This is a genomic window from Pantoea sp. B9002, from assembly GCF_013385945.1.
Lineage (GTDB): Bacteria > Pseudomonadota > Gammaproteobacteria > Enterobacterales > Enterobacteriaceae > Pantoea.
On the sequence record NZ_JACAPA010000033.1, the window covers coordinates 98,781 to 120,813 of the forward strand.

Annotated in this window: 18 protein-coding genes, 1 tRNA gene and 1 riboswitch; of the genes, 4 read left to right on the top strand and 15 right to left on the bottom strand. The window is 56.5% G+C overall.

What is annotated here, in order from left to right; translation table 11 throughout:
- Positions 1-40 precede the first annotated feature (40 nt).
- The 3 genes from HX773_RS16325 to HX773_RS16335 are packed head-to-tail and all read right to left on the bottom strand — an operon-like array spanning position 41 to position 5,331.
- Entirely contained in the window at positions 41-1,165 is a 1,125-nt protein-coding gene (locus tag HX773_RS16325) for a sugar efflux transporter (RefSeq protein WP_176972388.1), read from the bottom strand.
- Positions 1,166-1,218: 53 nt separating this feature from the next.
- Positions 1,219-3,882 (bottom strand): beta-N-acetylhexosaminidase, encoded by a 2,664-nt coding sequence (locus tag HX773_RS16330; RefSeq protein ID WP_176972389.1) that lies wholly within the window; start codon positions 3,880-3,882, stop codon positions 1,219-1,221.
- Positions 3,883-3,933: 51 nt separating this feature from the next.
- Positions 3,934-5,331, bottom strand: a complete 1,398-nt coding sequence (locus tag HX773_RS16335) for an OprD family outer membrane porin (RefSeq protein WP_176972390.1) — start codon at positions 5,329-5,331, stop codon at positions 3,934-3,936.
- A 267-nt stretch (positions 5,332-5,598) separates the two neighbouring features.
- Positions 5,599-5,694: riboswitch (TPP riboswitch) on the top strand.
- Between the two features lie 33 nt (positions 5,695-5,727).
- Between HX773_RS16335 and thiM the strand changes: the two genes are divergently transcribed.
- The 3 genes from thiM (at position 5,728) to fbaB (ending at position 8,510) form a co-directional block, all read left to right on the top strand.
- Positions 5,728-6,513 carry a hydroxyethylthiazole kinase gene (gene thiM, locus HX773_RS16340; protein ID WP_176972391.1) on the top strand — a complete coding sequence of 262 codons (786 nt, stop codon included), beginning with the start codon at positions 5,728-5,730 and terminating at the stop codon, positions 6,511-6,513.
- Positions 6,510-7,310: a bifunctional hydroxymethylpyrimidine kinase/phosphomethylpyrimidine kinase gene (thiD, locus tag HX773_RS16345; protein WP_176972392.1), complete on the top strand. Its 801-nt coding sequence runs from the start codon at positions 6,510-6,512 to the stop codon at positions 7,308-7,310. The genes thiM and thiD overlap by 4 nt, the downstream gene beginning before the upstream one ends.
- Before the next feature lie 147 nt (positions 7,311-7,457).
- Complete coding sequence (gene fbaB / locus HX773_RS16350) at positions 7,458-8,510, top strand: class I fructose-bisphosphate aldolase (RefSeq protein ID WP_176972393.1); 1,053 nt, start codon at positions 7,458-7,460, stop codon at positions 8,508-8,510.
- A gap of 191 nt (positions 8,511-8,701) precedes the next feature.
- On the opposite strand, the gene HX773_RS16355 is transcribed toward fbaB, so the two are convergent.
- The 5 genes from HX773_RS16355 to HX773_RS16375 all read right to left on the bottom strand — a co-directional run bounded on the left by HX773_RS16355 (position 8,702) and on the right by HX773_RS16375 (position 13,665).
- Positions 8,702-9,388 carry a GntR family transcriptional regulator gene (locus HX773_RS16355; protein WP_176972394.1) on the bottom strand — a complete coding sequence of 229 codons (687 nt, stop codon included), beginning with the start codon at positions 9,386-9,388 and terminating at the stop codon, positions 8,702-8,704.
- Between the two features lie 98 nt (positions 9,389-9,486).
- Complete coding sequence (locus HX773_RS16360; protein WP_176972395.1) at positions 9,487-10,947, bottom strand: mannitol dehydrogenase family protein; 1,461 nt, start codon at positions 10,945-10,947, stop codon at positions 9,487-9,489.
- 44 nt (positions 10,948-10,991) lie between these two features.
- Entirely contained in the window at positions 10,992-12,275 is a 1,284-nt protein-coding gene (locus HX773_RS16365; protein WP_176972396.1) for an MFS transporter, read from the bottom strand.
- An 84-nt stretch (positions 12,276-12,359) separates the two neighbouring features.
- Positions 12,360-13,370: a Zn-dependent oxidoreductase gene (locus HX773_RS16370; RefSeq protein WP_176972397.1), complete on the bottom strand. Its 1,011-nt coding sequence runs from the start codon at positions 13,368-13,370 to the stop codon at positions 12,360-12,362.
- A gap of 219 nt (positions 13,371-13,589) precedes the next feature.
- Positions 13,590-13,665 (bottom strand) — tRNA-Asn (locus HX773_RS16375).
- 306 nt (positions 13,666-13,971) lie between these two features.
- Between HX773_RS16375 and HX773_RS16380 the strand changes: the two genes are divergently transcribed.
- Positions 13,972-15,093 (top strand): Gfo/Idh/MocA family protein, encoded by a 1,122-nt coding sequence (locus HX773_RS16380; RefSeq protein ID WP_176972398.1) that lies wholly within the window; start codon positions 13,972-13,974, stop codon positions 15,091-15,093.
- Between the two features lie 91 nt (positions 15,094-15,184).
- Here HX773_RS16380 and yegS read toward each other — a convergent pair whose 3' ends face one another.
- The 7 genes from yegS to vapB all read right to left on the bottom strand — a co-directional run bounded on the left by yegS (position 15,185) and on the right by vapB (position 21,982).
- Positions 15,185-16,084, bottom strand: a complete 900-nt coding sequence (yegS, locus tag HX773_RS16385) for a lipid kinase YegS (protein WP_176972399.1) — start codon at positions 16,082-16,084, stop codon at positions 15,185-15,187.
- Positions 16,085-16,315: 231 nt separating this feature from the next.
- A complete protein-coding gene (yegQ, locus tag HX773_RS16390) occupies positions 16,316-17,683 on the bottom strand; it encodes a tRNA 5-hydroxyuridine modification protein YegQ (RefSeq protein ID WP_176972400.1) in 1,368 nt (455 codons plus the stop codon).
- A gap of 145 nt (positions 17,684-17,828) precedes the next feature.
- The gene (gene baeR, locus HX773_RS16395) at positions 17,829-18,536 is read right to left on the bottom strand and encodes a two-component system response regulator BaeR (protein ID WP_176972401.1); all 708 of its coding nucleotides are present in this window, start codon (positions 18,534-18,536) and stop codon (positions 17,829-17,831) included.
- 9 nt (positions 18,537-18,545) lie between these two features.
- Positions 18,546-19,931, bottom strand: coding sequence for a two-component system sensor histidine kinase BaeS (baeS, locus tag HX773_RS16400; protein WP_176972402.1), 1,386 nt, complete (start codon positions 19,929-19,931; stop codon positions 18,546-18,548).
- Positions 19,928-21,334: a multidrug transporter subunit MdtD gene (gene mdtD / locus HX773_RS16405; RefSeq protein WP_176972403.1), complete on the bottom strand. Its 1,407-nt coding sequence runs from the start codon at positions 21,332-21,334 to the stop codon at positions 19,928-19,930. The genes baeS and mdtD overlap by 4 nt, the downstream gene beginning before the upstream one ends.
- Before the next feature lie 16 nt (positions 21,335-21,350).
- Positions 21,351-21,749 (bottom strand): type II toxin-antitoxin system VapC family toxin, encoded by a 399-nt coding sequence (locus HX773_RS16410; protein ID WP_137386130.1) that lies wholly within the window; start codon positions 21,747-21,749, stop codon positions 21,351-21,353.
- Complete coding sequence (gene vapB, locus HX773_RS16415; RefSeq protein WP_176972404.1) at positions 21,749-21,982, bottom strand: type II toxin-antitoxin system VapB family antitoxin; 234 nt, start codon at positions 21,980-21,982, stop codon at positions 21,749-21,751. The genes HX773_RS16410 and vapB overlap by 1 nt, the downstream gene beginning before the upstream one ends.
- Positions 21,983-22,033 lie beyond the last annotated feature (51 nt).

Genomic DNA, 22,033 nt, shown 5'->3' on the forward strand with positions numbered 1-22,033 from the left:
TGTTTTGTTGCGCGCAGCGATGCGCGACGAATGAGGGTGTTTAAACATTGTCGACCTTTGTTATCAGTAGTAATGACATCACCAACAGCACACAGGCTGCCGGCCAGATGGCCAGCGGTGAAACTGTGGTGATAATTCCCTGTAAAACGCCAGCAAGCAGCACGCCGATGGACATCGAATTGGTATACAGCGTTGCCGCCATTCCCTGACGATGTTGCAGTAAGTCCTGAAACCAGAACATGCCAACGGTGGCGATGATAGCGATGAAAATGGCATTGAAAATTTGCAGTAACATCAGCGGGATAAAACTTTCACTGAAGAAAATCCCCGCATAAAAAATCACGCCGCACAGCATCGCTGCCTGCATTTGCGTTTTCTTACTCCAGCGTTTGAGCATTCTGGCGCTGAGCAGCATGATCGGTATTTCCAGCGCCGCGGCGAGGCCAAACAGCACGCCGCTCCAGTCGGCAGACAAGCTTGGCTGCTCTGCCAGATGCAGAGGAAATGCAATCAGATAGAGTGCGCTGCAGCTCCATACCAGCAAGGTGGCAAGCATCAGGAAGCTGAGGTTGTGACCCAGCGGCTGCCGGGACGGTTGCTTTGCAGGAGCAGCGCTGGCTATCTGCTCGCCAGGCGGCAAGGTGACAGCCAGCAGCGTTACGCTCAGCAACAGCACGAACATGATGGCATACAGCCAGGTGAAACCGGCCAGCTGAATAATCCAGAACGCCAGCGGCGGACCGAATACCCACGCCAGCGAAAATTGCGCGCGTAAGATGGCGCTGAAAGCGTTGTCACTGCGGGTTTGCCGCGCCAGCGCGAACAGTTGCGGTATCGCCGCACTGCCGCAAGCACTGAGCAGCGAGCCAAGCGTAATTAACAGCAGATAATTGCGGCAGAAGATAAACAGCAGCGCATTGAGCGCCAGTGCGAATAAGCACAAGAGCAGTAGCGGGCGACGCTGCGTGACACGATCTGAATAACGGGCAATCAGTAAGCTCATCGCAATACTGCTGAGTGCATTTACGCTGTAGAAAGCGCCGATTTTCCAGGCTGCCACGTTAAGTTCACTGGCTAGAAATAAGCTGAGTGTTGGAATGAACAGGGCGCCGCTTAAACCGGCACCCAGCGCAACAACATAAAAAGAGAACGTTGAATGGTTCATCGACATCCTTGTCAGTGTTCGCCCCAGGCACTCCAGCGAGGGGCGAAAAGTTTTTAAAGTGCTTCAGCGCGGCTGAAGCGTTTGCCATCCGGGCTCACGCTGCGTACCCAGACTTTATCGCTAGCGGTAATCGCCGGTTTGGCATGCGGTTGATAACGCTGCCAGCGCTTACCATCATCCAGGCTGTACTCCAGCGGCAGACCCGGCAGCGCAATGTTCATGGTCAGCGTGCCATTCTCGACGCGCGCACCCGGCACCGGTAAACGGTAGTGAATACCGGCTTTATCCATCTTGCCTAGCTCACGCTGGCCTAACAGGTTGGCGAAACGCTGCCAGTCCTGATTGCGCTGCTGCTGGTTTACGAAGTGGGTTTCGCCACCTTTAAAGGTGCGGCCTTGCTGATAATCCAGCTCCCACTCCGCGCGATGCCAGCCGCGTTCGGCCACCGACAGCAGGCGAGGGAATACCATGTAATCCATCTGCTGATCGGTACGCGTGGTTTCACTCCACAGATGCACTGAAATGCCGTATGCGCCTGACCACGGCTTATTCGAGGTGGCATCAAAGGTTTTCCCGTCGCGATCCACCGAGGTTTCAGCGTTCTGCGGCAGGTTGTCCGGCGCGAAGCCAAACATCTTGCGCTCATCGCTGAAGCGTGTGCCCCAGTAATAGCCGCGCTCGTTAGGATTCACCTCATACGGGAAGTCCATGTAGACGTAATCCGGATTAGAGATCACCACTTCATAATCTTTCAGCGTCCAGTCGTTGGCGGTGTCAAAGCCGCCCCAGTAGAGCGTGTCCCAGAAGTTAACGCGTACGCGCGACGTGGCGAAGGCGTGCGCGTCAGTGGCATCTTTCAATCCATCCTGCCAGGCCTGCATCACCGGAATGCCGTGCGCTTTCACCATCTTGCTCACTTCCAGCGCGAAGTGACTTGGCAAGTGCTCCAGATCTTCAACCTTGCCGGATTTCACCACCGCCTGGCAGACCTGAGATTTTGCCCAGGGTTTGTCCTCTTTGCTTTGGTCTAAAATGCCCGTTCCCGCTTTCGGGTTCTTAACATCGCTGTAGCCGGTACCGAGGCGGATGTTTTTCGCTTCATCACCGCCAAAGTGCCAGGTGGTCAACGGTTGGCCGGCTTCGCGGTGCATCGCCTGCACTTCACCAATCACTTTATCGACAAAGCGCTTTGAGGAATCGAGGCAAGGGTTTAGGTAGCTGGTGCGGTCGTACAGCTGCACGGAACGGGTATTCGAGGTATCCGTTGGATCCACCAGTCGATATTCACTGGCCTGCTGCGGTTTACCCGCTTTCATGAGTTGCTGATAACGCGCTTCCATTGAGATCACCGCCGCGCGTGCATGGGCGGGCATATCGATTTCCGGAATCACTTCGATGTTGCGCGCCTGGGCGTATTTGACGATCTCGATATAATCGGCGCGGCTGAAATGTCCGGTTCCGTTGTTATCCGTGAACGGGCCTGAGCCCAATTGCGGCAGCAAACATTGCTGCTCTGTCAGATCGTGACAACGCTTACTGCCCACGTCGGTCAACTCTGGCAGGCCGGGGATTTCGATACGCCAGGCTTCGTCATCGGTCAGGTGGAAGTGGAATTTATTCATCTTCCACGCCGCCATCTGATCGAGCATGCGCAGCACCGCTTGCTTGCTGTGGAAGTTACGCGCCACATCGAGGAAGGCACCGCGATAGGCAAAGCGAGGTGCATCTTTCGCTTCAAGCGTGGCGATAATCGGTTTACCTTCAGCCGGCACCAGCGACAGTAGCGACATCAAGCCGTAATAGACGCCAGCCTGGTCGTAACCAATGATATCGGTGCCGCGCGGCGTAATACGCAGTTCATAAGCACCGGAAACCGCATCTGCACCCTGGAAATGATTGACGGCGATACGGGTATGAACCGCATAACCCGCTGACTGCAGTTTGAGCCCCATCAAATCGAAACGCTGTTTAACCGCATCGGCTTGATTGTTCGCCAATACCTCAAGATGCAAGGCAACGCCACGGCTCAGATCGACATCCGCCGCATGAACTTTCACCGAACGTGGCGTTGGGGTGATTTGTCCGCGCAGCGCGCTGGCAGGCAGTTGCGCCACATCGGCATTCTTGGTGAAGCGACTTTGCGGCAGCATCAGCACGTTTTTATCGTCGGCGATGCGCTTCCATTGGTCACCAAAAGGCTTAACAAAGTCGCTGAGGTTTTCGGTATCGGTGCTGGTGATAATTTTTGGTGTGGCATTGGCGGCGGTGACATACCAGCGTGGCATCACGTCGGTGATAAACAGCTGCCAGTATTCGTTGACGATAGGGATCTCAATCGACTCGCCAGCCGCGATACCTTTGAATTTTTCCGTCGGTTCAAGACGGGTTAAATCGCCGACGATATGGGTCATTTTGAACTGATCGTTATCCACCCGCAGCGTTTCGTGCACGTTGCTCATGTAGATCGCCCAGTTTTTACTAGTGAGCGCCGGGCCGTTGTTGGTCAGCGTGATGGTGGCGGTATTGCAGGATGCCCAATCGGCACCGAGTTTCGCGCAGTTCACGCCGTGATCCGCCGCCTGGTTGTCAGTGACCTGATACTGCACGCCGAACTGGCTGATTTGGTCGACAACCTGCTGATTACTGCGCGGGGATGAACTGCAGGCGGCAAGGCCCATCACGCTCAGCGCCAGTAAACTGATTTTTAACTTTTTCATGCTGTTATCCTTCTCCACGGAGGTAAGTCTCTGGCTCCTGCCAGATCGGGGTCAAAACAGGGTGAATGGCGCGACGACCATAAATTTGATGTCTTTCTCGTCCTGGAAGATGTTGCCGTAACCACCGCTATAGCTGGGAAGATCGCTGTGATTGTCGTAGCGGGTGTAGTGCAGTTTGAATTGGGTGTCTTTGGCGCGGCCTTGCTGGATGGTGTAAACCATGTCGAGGCTCCACGCGGACTCTTTCAGGCGCTGGTTTTGGTCATAGAGGGGATTGGTGGAAGGCTTCGCGTCCCAACCGTAGGCGTATGATGTACCGACCTGCCAGCCCGGTAATTGCCAGTGTCCCAGATCGACCATCACACCAGCGAAGAGCGCTTTCTCACCGTTGGCGTTCCAGTCCGAGCGGGAATCCCACCACACATCCATGCGGCCATTCGAGCTGGCGTAAGACGGCGTCATACGTTGCAGGAAGAAGCCCTGATTACCTTCGGCTTTTACCCATGTGCCTTCGAGGCGGAAATCAAACGCGCCGAGCGTGTAGCCGAACGTCAGCGCCTGCAGCCACGCGAGGCCATCGTAAACATCGTTGACCTGGCCAACGCCGCTGTTGTCACGATCCTTCGCGCCGTAAAACTGATAGCTAGTGCGCAGCGGTGCATCGGCCAGCGGCAGCTGATAAGAGGCTTTGGCAAAATACTGATCCATGTAATTCGCCGCCTGACCGTATGCGCCTTCCAGCACCAGCGAGTTTTTGAAATCATATTTGGCACCAAAGGATTGCAGCCACGGAATCTCCGTTACGCCATCGGCTTTGCGGAAGTTGTACATGTCGCGATACCACGGCGCTTTGTATTCGTCTGTCCACATCCAGGAGACGGAAAGGGCGCCGGCGTCGCTAAAATCAAAGGTGGTGCCGGCTTCAACGCCGCGATAGGTGCCGGGCAGGAAGCTCCAGTGCGGTGCCAGCAGCGTCTGTCCGGTGGGTTGCAGATAGCCTGCGCGCAGCCAGTTTTCCTGCCATTTTGCCTTGATTGCCGCTTTATAAAGACTTAAGCCGCTCTTATCTCCGCTCCAGTCCTCATCCCAGCGCGTACGGGCATTGCTGAAACCAATTTCATTCGGTGCCGCCGGGCCGCCGTTGCTTAGCTCCAGCGCGCCAAATGCCGCCAGATCGAGGCCTATCACATCACCGGCATAACCGGATGAGAAGTCGAGATTGGCGTTAGCAGAGGCGTGATGCAGATTGGCATCGTACTGACCGTACGAGCCTTTTTGCGGATCCATCTCTTTGCGATCGCGCTGGCGTTGCCAGTAAAACAGATTGCCAGAGAGTGTGGAGTCTTCGACAAAACCCGCGGCGTGGGCGGAGGGAACCGGCACAAAAGCACCGGCAAACAGGGCAGAGATAATTGCCGCAGAGAGCGGCGCGCGTGGAATCCGACGCATAGCAAATCCTCCGTGATGCTTCCATAAACAATTAATAAATCCGTATTGTTTCGTCATGAAACAAGTTGCCGGGGATGCTATTTTTCGCGACGCGAATTATCAATGGGATTTATTACAAAGTATGACATGGCACGCAAAAATAGGGGTTTTTTAAGGAATTTAATCAATCAGTTAGAGGAGCCTGTAATGTGTAACTTTGCGATCCGGTTCCAGAGAAAGGGGCGACTGCTTGCTTTCATCTGGCTTGTTGCCTATGCTCGCCAACGTAGTTTTGACTCGGGGTGCCCCTCTAATACAGGGCTGAGATACACCCGCTGACCTGATCTGGATAATGCCAGCGTAGGGAAGTCAGATGCCTGACCGCATTCGCCTTCTTGATCGCCGGTTGGGAGCCTTATGAAACAGCCTGACCTTCTTTCCCCCGCGCAACTCGCGCACTCTCTGCAACTGCTGCGTCAGCAAGCGCCGCTGGTGCACTGCATGACCAATGACGTGGTGCAAACCTTTACCGCCAACGTGCTGCTGGCACTGCAAGCTTCGCCCGCGATGGTAATCGATCCCGAAGAAGCGGCGCAGTTCGCCGGTTTTGCCGATGCGTTGTTGATCAACGTTGGCACCTTAACGCGCGATCGTCGTGATGCAATGCTGGCGGCGGTGCAGGCGGCGCAAAGCGCAGGCACGCCGTGGACGCTGGATCCGGTGGCGGTCGGCGCATTATCCCTGCGCACCGCCTTCTGCCAACAGTTGCTCAGCCTGCAACCGGCGGCGATTCGCGGTAACGCCTCAGAAATTCTTGCGCTGGCGCATCAGGCCACCGGCGGACGCGGTGTTGACAGCCTGCATCAGGCCGATGCCGCGCTGAGTGCCGCCCAGCAGCTGGCGCGTGATTGCCAAACCATTGTGGCGGTGACCGGTGAAGTGGATTACGTCACCGATGGCGCGCAGACATTCGCCATCCCCGGCGGCAGCCCGCTGATGACGCGCGTGGTCGGCACCGGCTGCGCACTGTCGGCGGTGGTTGCCGCATGCACCAGCTTGCCGGGCGATCGCCTGCAGCATGTCGCTGCGGCCTGCCGCGTGATGTCGCTAGCGGGTGAGCAGACAGCTCGCCAGGTCGCCGGGCCGGGCAGCTTTGCCGCCGCCTTCCTCGATACGCTGTGGACGCTGGAGGTAGAGGCATGAAACGCATCAACGCATTGACTATTGCCGGCACCGATCCGAGCGGCGGCGCCGGTATTCAGGCCGACCTCAAAGCTTTCTCCGCGCTGGGCGCTTATGGCACCAGCGTGATCACCGCGCTGGTGGCGCAGAACACCTGCGGCGTGCAGTCGGTGTATCGCATCGAACCTGATTTTGTTGGCGCACAGCTCGATTCGGTGCTGGATGATGTGCGCATCGATGCCGCGAAGATTGGCATGCTGTCCGAAACCGCGATTGTCGAAGTGGTCGCCGAGCGGCTGAAACGGGCCAGCCTGCCGTTTGTGGTGCTGGATACGGTGATGATTGCCAAAAGCGGCGATGCGCTGCTGTCGCCGGATGCGGTGGCCAGCGTGCGCGAATTGCTGCTGCCGCAGGTATCGCTGATCACGCCAAATCTGCCGGAAGCCGCCGCACTGCTGGGACGCGCGATGGCGCAAGATGAGAAAATCATGTTGCAGCAGGGCGATGCGCTGCTCGATCTCGGCTGCGAAGCGGTGCTGATGAAAGGCGGACATCTTAGCGATGCTGAAAGCCCGGATTGGCTGATTACCCGCGACGGACGTCAGCGCTTTACCGCGCCACGCGTCAATACGCGCCACACGCACGGCACCGGATGCTCGCTTTCTGCGGCGCTGGCGGCGTTGCGTCCGCGTCATGATGACTGGGCGGCAACGGTGGCTGAAGCCAAAGCCTGGCTGCAACAGGCGCTGCTGCACGCCGATTCGCTGGAGGTCGGTAAAGGCATTGGGCCGGTGCACCATTTCCATCAATGGTGGTAGGGCGTAACGCCAGATTGCCGCTTTTTCACTGCGCATCCGTCTGAAAAATGGAGTCAGCAATTTGCCAGCCTGGCGCATTCCGGTCCAGGCTGTTGGGGGCGAATCGGCAACGGCCGGTTCCAATCCAGCCATTTATCAGGAGCGAACATGACGGACATCGTACAGTTATTGGGCAAAGAGGCGGACAGCCTTCTTCAACATCGCTGCATGACCATTCCAGCGGATAGCCTCTATTTACCAGGCGCGGATTATGTTGATCGCGTGATGATCGACAACAATCGTTCTCCCACCGTACTGCGTAACATGCAAACGCTGTACAACACCGGACGTTTAGCGGGCACCGGCTATTTATCGATTTTGCCAGTCGATCAGGGCGTTGAGCACTCGGCGGGCGCATCCTTTGCGGCCAATCCGGCTTATTTCGATCCGAAAAACATCGTTGAGCTGGCGATTGAAGCCGGCTGTAACTGCGTCGCCTCCACCTACGGCGTGCTGGCTTCGGTTTCACGTCGCTACGCGCACCGCATTCCGTTTATGGTGAAGCTGAATCACAACGAAACCTTGAGTTATCCGACGCAATACGATCAGACGCTGTACGCCAGCGTGGAACAGGCTTTCAATCTGGGCGCGGTGGCGGTTGGCGCCACCATCTACTTCGGTTCTGAGCAATCACGTCGCCAGATCGAAGAGATCTCCGCGGCCTTTGAGCGTGCGCACGAGCTGGGCATGGTGACGGTGCTGTGGGCTTATCTGCGTAATGATGCGTTTAAGAAAGAGGGCGTCGATTATCACGCCAGTGCCGATTTAACCGGCCAGGCCAACCATCTGGCGGCAACCATTGGTGCGGATATCGTGAAGCAGAAGATGGCGGAGAATAACGGCGGCTATAACGCGGTGAAGTTTGGTCATACCGATGAGCGCGTTTACAGCAAGCTGACTACCGAGAACCCGATTGATTTGGTGCGTTACCAGTTGGCGAACTGCTATATGGGGCGCGCGGGTTTGATCAATTCCGGCGGCGCTTCTGCAGGTGAAACGGATATTGCGGAGTCGGTGCGTACGGCGGTGATCAACAAACGTGCCGGCGGCATGGGATTGATTCTGGGGCGCAAGGCGTTCAAGAAGACGTTGAAAGAGGGCGTGCAGCTGATTAATGCGGTGCAGGATGTGTATCTGTCGAAGGATGTGACGATTGCTTGATTGAGTGGGTTTGTGCTGGCTGCCCCCCTCCTCGGTCCTCCTCCATAAGTGCTCGCTGTCCCCCATCCCGGCCTTCCCCCGCAAGCGGGGGAAGGAGATGCTGCCACATGCTGCTTCAACACTTACATATTGCAGCATCTTCCTCCCCCATTAATGGGGGAGGACCGAGGAGGGGGACAGCGAGCACTAAATTACGGCGCCTCAAACCACTCACTATTACGCTCGGCGATCGGCGTTATGGTCAAAATCATCTCCTGCAGATGACGGCGCATCGCGCTTTCAGCCGCGTCAACATCATGCGCTTTCAACGCGTTATAGATATCTTCATGCTGCTGAATCAAACGTTCCGGCGGTGACACTTCGCTCAAGGTCAGAAAGCGTACGCGGTCCATGGTGGCTTTGATGTTTTCCACTGTTTCCCACGCCAGCAGGCAATTAATCCCTTCAGCAATCAAACGGTGAAACTCATCATCCAGCCCCAGAAAAGCCTGGCTGTCATGACGTTCAGCGGCGAGACGCTGCAGCTGCAGGTTATGCTCCAGTGCCATCAATCCCGTCACACCAATCTCCTGCGCGGCGCGGCGTACCACGGCGATTTCTACCGCTTCACGGATAAAGCGACCGTCGGCCACGCGCTGGGCGGAGATTTTGCGTACGAAGGTGCCGCGCTGCGGTAGCACCTGCACCAGTCCGGCTTCCGCCAGCTTGATAAAGGCTTCACGTACCGGCTGACGTGACACGTTAAAACGCGCCGACACTTCCTTCTCCGACAGCAGCGAGCCCGGATGAATAACGCAGGTCACAATATCTTTGCGCAGATAACGATAGATCTGCTGATTTACCGGTTCGCTGGTGGTTATGGTATAGGAAGTCGACATGCAGCAATATCCGTATTACGGCCGGCATCCGCCAGCCCGTTAAGAAAGGTTCAGTCTAATCAGCACGCTGCGTCTGCGCTACACATTTGTGCAGGCGCTTAGCCTTGTGTGACGAGGCTTTGAACCGTGGCGCGCGCGCCCTGTTGAGCCAGTTGCTGATAGAGTTCAGTCACGCGTGAGACAAAGGCTGGCTGCTGCTGCAAGTCATCGCCAAACACGGCGTTTAGGCCGAGCAACGCCTTAACGCGTGGCGCACCGTCCTCACTGTTGGCCACAATGTCCGCCAGCTGATCTTTCAGCGGATCGCGAATCTCAATGGCCTGACCTTGCTCATCCACGCCGCTGACGTAGCGCATCCAGCCCGCCACGCCCAGCAACACGAAATCGCACGAGGTGCCATTGCGCAGATGCCAGCGCGCGCTATCCAGCAGGCGCTGCGGCAGCTTTTGCGTGCCATCGGTGGCGATTTGATAAGTACGATGCTTAATCGCGCGATTCTCGTAACGCGCAATCAGGGAATCGGCGTAGGCTTCGAGATCGACGCCCTGCGTGCGCAGCGTCGGTGCCTGATCCTGCAACATCAACGCGCGCGCCGCCGCACGATAGCTGGCATCGGCCATGCAATCGCTGATGTGCTCATAACCGGCGAGAAAACCGAGATAGGCGAGGAACGAGTGGCTGCCGTTGAGCATGCGCAGCTTCATCTCTTCGAACGGCAGCACATCGCTGACCAGCTCCGCACCCGCGTTTTCCCACGCCGGACGTCCGTTAACGAAGTTGTCTTCGATGACCCACTGGAAAAACGGTTCGGCTTCAACCGCCACCGGATCGCGGCTACCTAAACGTGCCGCCAGCGAGTCGAACGCCGCATCGGTCATGGCCGGGACGATGCGATCGACCATGGTCGAAGGGAAGGTGATGTGCGTCTGGATATAATCCGCCAGCGCGGGGCTGTGGCGCTCGGCCAACTGGGTAATCACGTTACGCGTGACATGACCGTTCTCTGGCATATTGTCGCAGGACATCACGCTAAACGGCGGCAGATTGCGTTCGCGGCGGCGGATAATGGCCGCCAGAATTAAGCCGGGCAGTGAACGTGGCTCAGTCGGATGAGCGAGGTCGTGCACAATATCGGGATGATCGGGATTGAGCTTGCCGCTCGACGGCATGTAGCAATAACCTTTCTCGGTCACGGTCATCGAGACAATCGCCACATCTGGCTGGCTCATCGCCTCAATCACTGCCTCAATGCCGTCGCCTTTGCCATGCAGCGCTTGCGTCACCACGCCAATCACGCGCGTGTGTAAACTCTCATCGGCCATTTCGGTCAGCGTGTAGAGCAGATCCTGCTGACGCAGCGCCTGAATCAGCGTGCCGCTGTTGAGATTCACTTCGCAATAACCCCAGTCGCTGCCCTGAGCGGCCAGCTTATCGGTCGCCAGCGCCTGATGTGCACGATGGAAGGCGCCAAAGCCGATGTGCACCATGCGGGTTTTGAGTTGGCTGCGATCGTAAGCGGGACGTTGGACATCAGCGGGGAGGCGTTCAAGCTCTAACATAGTCATTCCTTTTAGCAAATGGGGCGCTCAGCGCCCCATGAGATTTACACTGAAACCGGTTTATTGGTGGCTTTAGGTTCACGAATCACCAGCAGCACCAGCAGCGCGCCGACGCCGGCTACCGCACCCGCGAGGATAAAGGCGCTGTCAAACTTACCGGAGTGCTGCACGATGAAGCCAGTAACCACCGGGCCGATCACGCCGGACAGGCTACCAATCAGATGGATAAAGCCACTGATGCTGCCGACACGGCTTTTATGCACTACGTCCTGCACAATCGCCCAGTAAATTGCGCCGGTGATGTAGAGGAAGAAGATGGAGATCGACATCATGATCACCGCCGAGTTGACCTCTTTTATCGTACCTGCCAGCGCCACGCAAATCGCCGCGGCAGTAAGTGAAACCACCAGCACAATTTTTCGTGAAAGCAGCAGCTTGCCGGTGATGTTGAAAATCTTATCGGAGATCCAGCCACCCAGCGCCAGGCCCACGAAGCCTACAATCCACGGGATCATGGTGGTGATGCTCATCGCTTTGATGTCGAGGCCGTGCGCCTGCACCAGATACGCCGGGAACCAGCTCAGGAAGAAGAACAGAATGTAGTTGTAGCAGAAGAAGGCAAAGGCGGTGACCAGAATGATCGGCTGGCGCAGATAGAAGCCCAAACCGTGTGCGTTGCCGCTTGAGTCGATCACGTCGGCCGGTTCTTCAGCTTTCAATTTCTCTACTAAGGCGCGCTCTTCAGCCGAGACGCGCTTACTTTTCGCCGGATTATCTGACGCGAAGAAGAACCACAGCGCCAGCCAGACGAAACCAATCGCGGCGATCACCACAAACGCCGGACGCCAGCCGAACGACAGCGCCAGATAGCCAACAATCGGACCGGCAACGGCACCACCCAGCGGTGAACCTGAGCTGAGTAAGCCCATCGCGGTGGCGGCCTGTTTTTTCGGGAACCAGCCGTTAATGGCTTTGTTCGCCGAGGCGGAGATTGGGCCTTCCGCCATGCCAAACAGCACGCGCAGAATCATCATCGACCAAAAGCCGGTCGCCATCGCGGTCAGGCCGCAGAACAGCGACCACATGCCAACGGCGGTGCCGAGCACGATAGTCGGGCCGAATTTATCGGTCGCTAAGCCACCGATGAAGTTAAACAGGGCATAACCAAAGAAGAAGCTACCGAAAATCATGCCGAACTGTTCGGCGTTGATCATCAGGTCTTTTTCCACCAGCGGTACAGTCAGAGAGAGGGCGATACGATCAAGGTAGTTGATCATAAACACCAGGAACAACAGCAGTACGAGGGTCCAGCGCAGGTTCTTAAACATAGAAACTCCGTCATCGTCATTTTTTATAGTAATAATGCCGGCGGGTAAGGGACCGGCATGGGTACACCTGGTGTGCGGGTTAACTTAACCCATTTGTAGGATCACTTTGCAGCAGGTGCGGGGATCTTTTTCGAACAGCGTCATGGCTTGCTCAACGTCCGCCAGCGGGAAATAGTGCGTCACCAGTTTCTCCGGCTGGATCTGGCCTTGCTCAATCCACTCAATCACCTGCGGGAAGCGATTGCTGTTGAGACGCGAGGTGAACAGCGACAGCTCTTTGCTGGTGAGACTTTGCTGCGTGATGCTGCACGGCTCGCCAGAAAAGCCCAGCAGGCCGATACGCGCTGCCGGTGAGGCGAGGGCGGCGGCTTCTGCCAGAATCGTAGGATGGCAGGCGGCGTCGATAATCAGCGTTGGCTGCACGCCTTCCAGCTGCGCGGCGAGCGGAATTTCGCTGTTGTTGAACACCTGATCGGCACCGTTCTCCTGCGCCAGCGCCAGGCGTTCTGGCAGGCGATCGACCACCAATACCTGTTCAACGCCATACACGCCTTTCAGTACCTGAATGGCGGTGAGACCCATTGGACCGGCACCGTAAATCAGCGCCACATCGTTTGGCTGTGGTTTGAGGAAGGCGGTGATATTGGCCGCGATGGTGAAGGGTTCGACCATGCTGGCGAGTTTATCGGGAACGCTATCCGGCAGGCGGAAGGCGTTTTTTGCCGGCGCCACGGCATATTCGCTAAAGCCACCGTCGCGGTGCACGCCAATCACCTGCAACTCTTTGCAGACGTTTGGGCGACCAATCGAGCAGGGATAGCAGTGACCGCAGCTGACCACTGGATCAACCGCCACGCGCTCGCCAATGCGGCTGGCGGCAACGTCATCGCCGACCGCATCAATCAAGCCAAAGAATTCGTGACCAATCACGCGTGGATATTTAGCGAAAGGATTGTGACCGTGCCAGATATGCACATCGGAACCGCAGATGCTGGCATATTGCACCTTCACGCGTACTTCACCTGCAGCGGGTTGCGGCAGCGGACGCTCTGCCAATACCAGTTCACCCGGTTGCTCAATCACTACACTTTTCATCATTTACTCCAGCGGGAATGCAATGATGAAAAAATACGCGCACAAATACTACCATACAAGTCGGCGTTAAAGAGTTGTGAACAGAATCACAGAGCGAGAATCAGGGGGGAAGGTTTCGTAGGGTCGCCATTTATGGCGACCTGACATAGCGGTCACCCTAAATGGCGACCCTACAATGACAAAAACCCGCTCAGGTTTCCCTGAGCGGGTTTTTAAATTTGGCTCCTCTGACTGGACTCGAACCAGTGACATACGGATTAACAGTCCGCCGTTCTACCGACTGAACTACAGAGGAATCGTTTGAACGGGGCGCATATTATCGAGCGGACCTCGCCTTGTCAAAACTCTTTTTCACAATTCGGTCTGACTGCTGAATAAAGCGTCAATTGCACGCTCGGCATCAACTCAGAGCCGCAAAATCGCCGCTGACGGCCGCTCTTTTGTGACGATGATCACTATCTCTATGCAAAATTACATTCTGATTTGTCGATTTTGTCAGATACCTCGCATGCATGATCACAGATATTTCATTTCGCCGTTGTCGGGGCCAAAAGCGAAACATATATTCCAGATCAACTCTTAAGCGAATGCGGGAATAGTCATGAACAAAGTCAGAATCGGAATGATTGGCAGTGGTTACATCGGTCGTTGTCACGCGATTGCTTACGCTCAGGCACCTACGGTTTTTGCCCTGAAAGGCGAGATCGTGCGTGAGATGCTGGCGGAAGTGAATCCTGAGCTGGCAGCGAAACAGGCGGCAACCTTTGGCTTTGCCCGTTCAACTGGCGACTGGCATGAGCTGGTGCGCGATCCGAACATCGATGTGGTTGATATCTGCGCACCGAACTTCCTGCATAAAGAGATGGCGCTGGAAGCGATTCGCAACGGCAAACACGTCTACTCGGAGAAACCGTTATCGCTATCCGTGGCCGACGCGGAAGAGATGGTGCAAGCGGCACAACAGGCGGGCGTGAAAACGCTGGTCGGCTTTAACTACATGAAAAACCCGACCAGCCAACTGGCACGCGAGATTATCGCTCGTGGTGAAATCGGCGATGTGGTGCACTTCTACGGTACGCACAATGAAGATTATCTGGCACGTCCGGAAACGCCGCTCGACTGGCACTGCCAGAAAGCGCTGGCCGGATTAGGCGCACTCGGCGACCTCGCCGCGCATATTGTGAACATGGCGCACTATCTGGTCGGTGATATTGAAGAAGTCAGCGGCGATATGATGACGGTGATTAAGGAGCGTCCGGATCCAAAGGATGCTTCGCGCCTGCTGCCAGTGGAAAACGAAGATCAGGCCAGCGCCTTGCTGCGCTTTAAAAACGGTGCACACGGTGTGTTTGAAACCTCACGTATCGCCTGCGGCAGCAAAATGGGCCTGACCTATGTGGTTACCGGCACCAAAGGCACGCTGCGTTACACCCAGGAACGTATGGCCGAGCTGGAACTGTACATCCACGATGAACCGGCAGGGCGTCAGGGATTCAAAACCATTTTGACCGGTCCGGCGCATCCGGATTACGCCAATTTCTGCGTCTCTGCCGGGCACGGCATCGGTTTCAACGATCAGAAAACCGTTGAGATTCGCGATTTAATCAATGGTATTGCCGCCGGCGATCGCATGTGGCCGGATTTCGCCGAAGGATTGCAGGTGCAGAAAGTACTCGAAGCGGTAGCGATTTCCGCGTTGGAACGCCGCTGGATGAAGGTGTAATTCATAGTTAACTAAACACAATCGTAGCGGCGCAATTTATTGCGCGCCGTTGAAAAGCGCGCGATAAATTGCGCCGCTACGGTAATGTGCGTTAAACAAGTAACGGGCACTGCGGCGGCAAACGGCAGCTCAGTGCGCCCGCCATCACTTCAATCTCAAACTCACTTCCCGTCAGCGGTTCGCCATCCAGATTAAACGTCATCTCATGCGGTGAACGAATGGTAAGCGACTGCAACTGCGCCGTGACGATATTCGGATTCTCATCATCACGCGTCAGTGAATGCAACAACGTTGGCAGCAACTCTTGCGCGGTGACAATGCTGAGATTGAGCTGTCCGTCATTGATCAGCGCATCCGGGCAGAGCTTTTGTCCGCCGCCGGCCTGACGTCCATTGCCAATGCCAATCACCAGCGCATCGCCTTGCCAGTTAAAGCCGGGGCCGCTGATTTCACAGCGATCCGGTTTCAGCGCATCGACGCGCATCAATCCATGAATAAAGTACGACACGCCGCCGAGCGCGGATTTCAGCTTTTCGGGGGTTTCGGTAGTAATGCGCGTGCCAAATCCGCCGGTCGCCATATTGATAAAGTAGCGATCGCCGTTCACGCGCGCCAAATCGATAGCCGTGGCTTTACCCACCAGCGCGAGACGTAAAGCCGGTTCCATGCCTTCCGGAATACCGACGCTGGTGGCGAAATCATTGGCGGTGCCAAGCGGTAAAATGCCCAGCGCCGGACGCTGCTGCTCGGGCAATCCCGCCAGCGCGGTCGCGATCTCATTGATGGTGCCATCGCCGCCTCCAGCCACCACGGTTTCTGCCTGCAAAGCGACCGCTTCTTGTACATAACGATCGCCATCACCCTTTTCCCAGGTGACGCGCACCGCCAGATTAAAGCCTTCATCACGCAGCGTATTCACCGCAGCGCGCAAATCTTCATTACCTGCGCCTTTCCCGTTGAGGATCAGCAGCGTCAGCGGTTTGTTTTGCATTATCAGTTCCTTGATGCGAGATACAGAGCACAGGTTATAGCATAGCTGGGGAGAGAACTTTATCGGCGGGCGACGAAAAAAAGAAAACCCGCACGGGGGAGCCGGGCGGGTGAATGAGGTGGTTCCTGGTACTACCTGCTTTTATTCTTACTCGTTAGCAGCAGGCGGGATTTTAAAGCGAGGCGAAGAGAGGGTCTGTGATCCTAATCTAACTTCGCCGAAATCTTTTCTTTAAGTGCGATTTTTCCCGTGGGGATCGTAGGTGCTGTTGCCATCGGTGAAGTTACGCAGCAGCAGGGCAAAGACGAGGTTGACCGATTCCGGAACCGGGATCCACACGCGGTGTCCATCGCCTGGCGCCACGTCCACCGCCGATCCTTTATCGTTCTGCATGGTTTCCAGCGTGCAATTGAGGTTGCCTTCGGGCGTCATGATCTCGACAGAATCCCCGAGCATAAACTTATTCTTCACCGCAATCTGCGCCCAGTCACCGCGACGTTCGCCGGTGAATTCTCCGACAAACTGCTGGCGCTCGGAGATGGAGAAACCTTGCTGGTAGTTCTGATAGCTGTCATGGGTATGACGACGCAGGAAACCTTCGGTGTAACCGCGATGTGCCAGACCTTCCAGCGTCTCCAGCAGCGCCGGATCGAAGGGTTTACCCGCCGCGGCATCATCGATGGCGCGGCGATAAACCTGAGCGGTGCGCGCACAGTAGTAGAAGGATTTGGTGCGGCCTTCGATTTTCAGCGAGTGAACACCCATTTGGCTCAGGCGTTCAACGTGCGCCACCGCGCGCAGATCTTTTGAGTTCATGATGTAGGTGCCGTGTTCATCCTCGAAGGCGCTCATCACCTCACCCGGCTTCATCTTCTCTTCCAGCAGGAACACGTGGTCGGTGGTCGCGCCGGCGCCCAAAGTCGGCTCCTGCACCTTAACCGGCTCATGGAAACCGACGATATTGCCCATCTCATCCTGCTTGCCTTCTTCCACTTTATATTCCCAGCGGCAGGCGTTGGTGCAGGTTCCCTGATTAGGATCGCGTTTGTTAAGGTAGCCGGAGAGCAAGCAGCGACCGGAGTAAGCCATGCACAGCGCGCCGTGCACGAAGATCTCAATCTCCATTTCCGGCACCTGCTGACGGATTTCGGCGATCTCATCCAGCGACAGCTCGCGCGACAGAATCACGCGTGTCAGCCCCATCTGCTGCCAGAATTTCACCGTGGCCCAGTTAACCGCGTTGGCCTGCACCGACAGATGAATTGGCATCTGCGGGAAGGCTTCACGCACCAGCATAATCAGGCCGGGATCGGACATGATCAGCGCGTCCGGCTGCATGGCAATGACCGGCGTCAGATCGCGGATAAAGGTTTTCAGTTTGGCGTTGTGCGGGGCGATGTTGACCACCACGTAGAATTTCTTACCGAGCGCATGGGCTTCATTGATGCCCTGCGCCAGAATCTCGTGGGTGAATTCGTTGTTGCGCACGCGCAGGCTGTAGCGCGGTTGGCCAGCGTAGACGGCATCAGCGCCGTAGGCGAAGGCATAGCGCATATTCTTCAGCGATCCCGCTGGAGAAAGCAGTTCAGGTTTTAACATGGATTTTCTCACTGATGTCAGGTCAGCATGCCATCGTGGATGGCAGGTGCAGCGGCCGCATTATACGGCCCTGCAAAAGGTGGGGAATTGTAGGCAGGCCCGCACCCGATGTAAATTGACCTGGATCAATGTAAGCCGTTGCAGGCTACAGCAAGCGGCAGACGTCCGCTTCCCAGCGATAACCCATGCCGTACACCGCGCGAATAAACGGCTGTTCCGCATCGAGGCTTTCCAGCTTGCGGCGCAGGTTTTTGATGTGGCTGTCGATGGTGCGATCGGTGACCACGCGGTAATCGTCGTAGAGATGATTGAGCAACTGCTCGCGCGAGAACACTTTTCCTGGCTCCAGCGCCAGCGTTTTCAGCAGACGAAATTCGGCGGGCGTCAGCTCCAGCTGCTGTTCACGCCAGCTGGCCTGAAAGCGGCTCTCATCAATATGCAGATGCGATTCCTGCTGCGCCTCTTCCGGCGAACGTTTGACGCGGCGCAAAATGGTTTTGACGCGCGCCACCACTTCACGCGGGCTGAACGGCTTGCAGATATAGTCATCAGCGCCGATTTCCAGCCCCAGCAGACGATCAATCTCTTCGGTGCGCGCGGTCACCATGATGATCGGCAGTTCGGAGAAGCGGCGAATTTCGCGGCACAGCGTTAAGCCGTCGCGGCCGGGCAGCATCAAGTCCAGCAGCATCAGATCCGGCGGCGTGTGCTGAACGTAGCTCAACGCCTCGTTACCGTCGGCAATGTGGTGCGTGCGATAGTTGGACGCCTGCAGATAATCAATCATCAGCTGCGCCAGTTTGGGTTCATCTTCTACAACAAGGATCAGAGGATCGCTATTTTCCGGGCTCATAAGTGGCGTCTAGTGAGGAACATACGGCAAGTTTAGCGTGATTTGCAGTCCACCTAAATCAGAGTGATCCGCACTGATGCTGCCGTCATGCGCTTCCACGATGTTTTTACAGATCGCGAGGCCAAGCCCAGAGCCGCCGCTGGCGCGATTGCGTGAACTTTCAGCGCGGAAAAATCGTTCAAATAATTGTGCCTGATGGGCAGGATCAACGCCCGGCGCACTGTCTGCAAACCGCAGCTGCCAGTTTTCGCCCGCCAGCTGCATCGAGAGCTGCACTGCGCCGCCGCTGTCGGTGTAACGCAGGCTGTTTTCCAGCAAATTGGTGAACAGCTGCATCAGGCGATCGGGATCGCCAAAGCTGTGCGCCTGTGCAGGCAACGCCAGATTAAGCGCCAAGCCGCGGCTGCGATAACGTTCGCCGAAGCTGCCGGCCACCACTTCCAGCAGATTAACCAGATCAACCGGCTGCTTGCGATAGGCGAGGGCACCCGCATCGGATAGCGACAGCTGATGCAGATCGTCAACCAGTTTGGTGAGAACCACCACTTCGCTTTGTAGCGAGCTGATGGCTTCCGGCGTCAGCTTGCGCACGCCATCCTGCATCGCTTCCAGCTCACCGCGCAGAATCGCCAGCGGCGTGCGCAGTTCATGGGAGATGTCGGCCATAAAGGCGCGGCGGTTGCTTTCGTTCTTCTCCAGCGAGCTGGCGAGCTGGTTGAAGTCGCGGCCCAGTTGACCGAGTTCGTCGCTGCTGCCCACTTCCACGCGGGTAGCGAAATTGCCCGCCGCCAGATGGTGCGTGCCATCCACCAGCCGTTTCACCGGTGCCAGTAAACCGCGCGCCAGCAGCCAGGTGACCAGCGCGGCGAGTAAACCGGTCAGCGCCACGATCATCCAGCTGGTACGTCGCTGCTGCTGATCAAAGTTGATATCGGTGCTGCGCGTCAGACGTTCGGCCGGTGAGGCAATCACCCAGCCAACAATCTTGCCGTTGCTGGTGGTGATATTGCGCCTGGTACCTTCCGGCGGCACCGGCTGACGCGGCCCTGACAGCACTTTGTATTGCTGATCGATAATCCAGAACTGCGTGCGCCAGCCGTGCGGCGGTAACTGATTAACGCTGCCCGGATTCTGCTCCAGCGAGCGCAAAATAGAAAAAATCAGCTTGTCATTGGTGCGCAGAAAATCCCAGCTGCCGTGCTGCTCATACTGATCGGCCAGCGCGTCGCTCAGCAGGGTTAAGCGCTGCTCGTTGCCTTTTTTGATGTAATCCACAAAGCCGTGCTCAAAGCTGAGCCGCACGCCCCAATGCATGGTGATGATCACCAGCATGCAGGTGGAAAAAATCGCCGCAAACAGCTTGGCGCCAATGCCCCATTTTACTGGCCGCTTCATCCTTTGCTCCTGCCTCTAAGGTCAACGTTTTTACTGACATCCTTCGGTACGCGCCAGAACACCAGCGCCGGCAGCGCAATCACCAGCGCCATGCACAGATAGGTGTAAATGAAGGTTTGATGCGCCGCCGCGCTGTCGGTTACCACGCCGTGGCCAAATGCGCCCAACAGCAAACCGGCCACGGTGACGCCAATACTCATCGACAACTGCATGATCATCGACAACAACGAGTTACCGCTGGAAGCCAGATCGTCCGGCAGCTCTTTGAGCGTCAGCGTGTTCATCGAAGAGAAGCGGATGGCGTTGACCATGCCCTGCAGCAATAACACCACCGGCAGCAGCCAGATCCAGCCCAGCAGCGCCACCAGCGGGAACAGCAGCACCACTAACGCCAGCGCCAGGGTCGCGCCGACCAGCGCATTGCGATAGCCGAACAGGTTGACGATACGCACCACCACGCGTTTGGTGCCCATGTTGCCGAGCACCATTGGAATCATCATCAATCCGGCGTGGAAAGGGCTATAGCCGAGGCCGACCTGCAGGAAAATTGGCGTCATAAACGGCAGCATGCCGCTACCGATGCGGCCGGTAAAACTGCCGATCAGGCCAATCGAATAGATGCGGTTATCAAACAGTTTCAGGCTAAACAGCGCGTTATCGTTGTTGCGGCCGTGCATCAGGTAGAACAGTAGCGAAAACACCCCAACCAGAATCAGTAAGCCGAGCAACAGCGGCGATCCGCCGGAGCTGCGCTGGCCATCCAGCGCCAGCGTTAAGGTCGCCATGCCGACGGCCAGCAGCACAAAGCCGAGGAAATCGAAGCGCCGCGTCTGCATGGTGTAATTCGGCATCAGCGTCAGCGTGGCAATCGCGCCAATGATGCCAACCGGAATGTTGATCAGGAAAATCCAGTGCCAGCTGGCGTACTGCACCAGAATCCCACCCAGCGCCGGGCCGAGCAGCGGACCAATTTGTCCCGGCGTGGTGACGAAGGTCATCGCCGACATATATTGCTCGCGCGGCACAATTTTCATCACCGTTAACCGGCCCACCGGCACCATCATCGCGCCACCAATGCCTTGCACCACGCGCGCCATAATCAGCTCATCCAGCGTGGCGGAGAAGGCGCACAGCAGCGAGCCGATGCTGAACAGCACGATGGCGCAGAAGAAGATATTGCGCACGCCAAAACGGTCCGCCAGCCAGCCGCTGATCGGCAGCGTAATCGCCACGGTCAGCACATAGGAGACGATCACCGAGTGCATATTCAGCGGGCTGACGTTGAGATCGCGCGCCATCGACGGGATCGCGGTGTTGACGATGGTGGTATCCAGCGCCTGCATAAAAAAGCCAAACGCGACGATCCACAGCTGCCAGCGCACGGTGGCGTTTTGAGGTGACATGCAAGTACCCGTTATGTCAGATCCAGTTTTCGCAGATCAGCCCATTCACGCGTGAAAACTCACGCAAATTGTTCGATACCAACGTCAGGGCGGCACTGCGGGCATGAGCGGCGATATGGAGATCGTTCAAACCGATAGGCGTGCCATTTTTCTCCAGTTCTGCGCGGATAGCGCCATAGTGGAAAGCCGCTTTGGCATCGTAATTAAGCACATCAAGACGTGAGACAAAATCTTCAACGATGCGTAAGTTCCGCTCTGGAAAGGCGCTCTTTTCTGAGCCATGGAACAGCTCTGCCAGCGTGATCGTCGAAATAACCATACGGCCCACATTGGCGTTGAAACGTTCGAGCACCTCAATGGGCCGCCGCTTGATGACGTAGATAACAATATTGGTATCCAGCATGTAGCGATGCATTAAAACGCTTCCCGCTCAGATTGTTCCTGCGAAGCGCGCTCATCCATAAAATCATCGCTCACCGTCGGACCGTCGAGGAAAAAACTGTCCCAGGCGTTCTCTATGGGCGTGAGGATTCGCTCCTTGCCATTCGCTCTGACGGTGACGTTTTTCACATCATCAGGAAAACGAACGTCTGCTGGAATGCGAACGTTTTGCGTCCTGTTGCTGGTGAACACGGTACCTTGTGACATATAAACCTCCTCAGTGATGAACTGGTTAAAGTTTACGCTCTTGATGCTACA

What these genes read in the sequence shown, in the direction of transcription:
- HX773_RS16325 (WP_176972388.1), bottom strand. Translation starts at nt 1,165, where the DNA reads ATGAACCATTCAACGTTCTCTTTTTATGTTGTTGCGCTGGGTGCCGGT.
- HX773_RS16330 (WP_176972389.1), bottom strand. Translation starts at nt 3,882, where the DNA reads ATGAAAAAGTTAAAAATCAGTTTACTGGCGCTGAGCGTGATGGGCCTT.
- HX773_RS16335 (WP_176972390.1), bottom strand. Translation starts at nt 5,331, where the DNA reads ATGCGTCGGATTCCACGCGCGCCGCTCTCTGCGGCAATTATCTCTGCC.
- thiM (WP_176972391.1), top strand. Translation starts at nt 5,728, where the DNA reads ATGAAACAGCCTGACCTTCTTTCCCCCGCGCAACTCGCGCACTCTCTG.
- thiD (WP_176972392.1), top strand. Translation starts at nt 6,510, where the DNA reads ATGAAACGCATCAACGCATTGACTATTGCCGGCACCGATCCGAGCGGC.
- fbaB (WP_176972393.1), top strand. Translation starts at nt 7,458, where the DNA reads ATGACGGACATCGTACAGTTATTGGGCAAAGAGGCGGACAGCCTTCTT.
- HX773_RS16355 (WP_176972394.1), bottom strand. Translation starts at nt 9,388, where the DNA reads ATGTCGACTTCCTATACCATAACCACCAGCGAACCGGTAAATCAGCAG.
- HX773_RS16360 (WP_176972395.1), bottom strand. Translation starts at nt 10,947, where the DNA reads ATGTTAGAGCTTGAACGCCTCCCCGCTGATGTCCAACGTCCCGCTTAC.
- HX773_RS16365 (WP_176972396.1), bottom strand. Translation starts at nt 12,275, where the DNA reads ATGTTTAAGAACCTGCGCTGGACCCTCGTACTGCTGTTGTTCCTGGTG.
- HX773_RS16370 (WP_176972397.1), bottom strand. Translation starts at nt 13,370, where the DNA reads ATGAAAAGTGTAGTGATTGAGCAACCGGGTGAACTGGTATTGGCAGAG.
- HX773_RS16380 (WP_176972398.1), top strand. Translation starts at nt 13,972, where the DNA reads ATGAACAAAGTCAGAATCGGAATGATTGGCAGTGGTTACATCGGTCGT.
- yegS (WP_176972399.1), bottom strand. Translation starts at nt 16,084, where the DNA reads ATGCAAAACAAACCGCTGACGCTGCTGATCCTCAACGGGAAAGGCGCA.
- yegQ (WP_176972400.1), bottom strand. Translation starts at nt 17,683, where the DNA reads ATGTTAAAACCTGAACTGCTTTCTCCAGCGGGATCGCTGAAGAATATG.
- baeR (WP_176972401.1), bottom strand. Translation starts at nt 18,536, where the DNA reads ATGAGCCCGGAAAATAGCGATCCTCTGATCCTTGTTGTAGAAGATGAA.
- baeS (WP_176972402.1), bottom strand. Translation starts at nt 19,931, where the DNA reads ATGAAGCGGCCAGTAAAATGGGGCATTGGCGCCAAGCTGTTTGCGGCG.
- mdtD (WP_176972403.1), bottom strand. Translation starts at nt 21,334, where the DNA reads ATGTCACCTCAAAACGCCACCGTGCGCTGGCAGCTGTGGATCGTCGCG.
- HX773_RS16410 (WP_137386130.1), bottom strand. Translation starts at nt 21,749, where the DNA reads ATGCATCGCTACATGCTGGATACCAATATTGTTATCTACGTCATCAAG.
- vapB (WP_176972404.1), bottom strand. Translation starts at nt 21,982, where the DNA reads ATGTCACAAGGTACCGTGTTCACCAGCAACAGGACGCAAAACGTTCGC.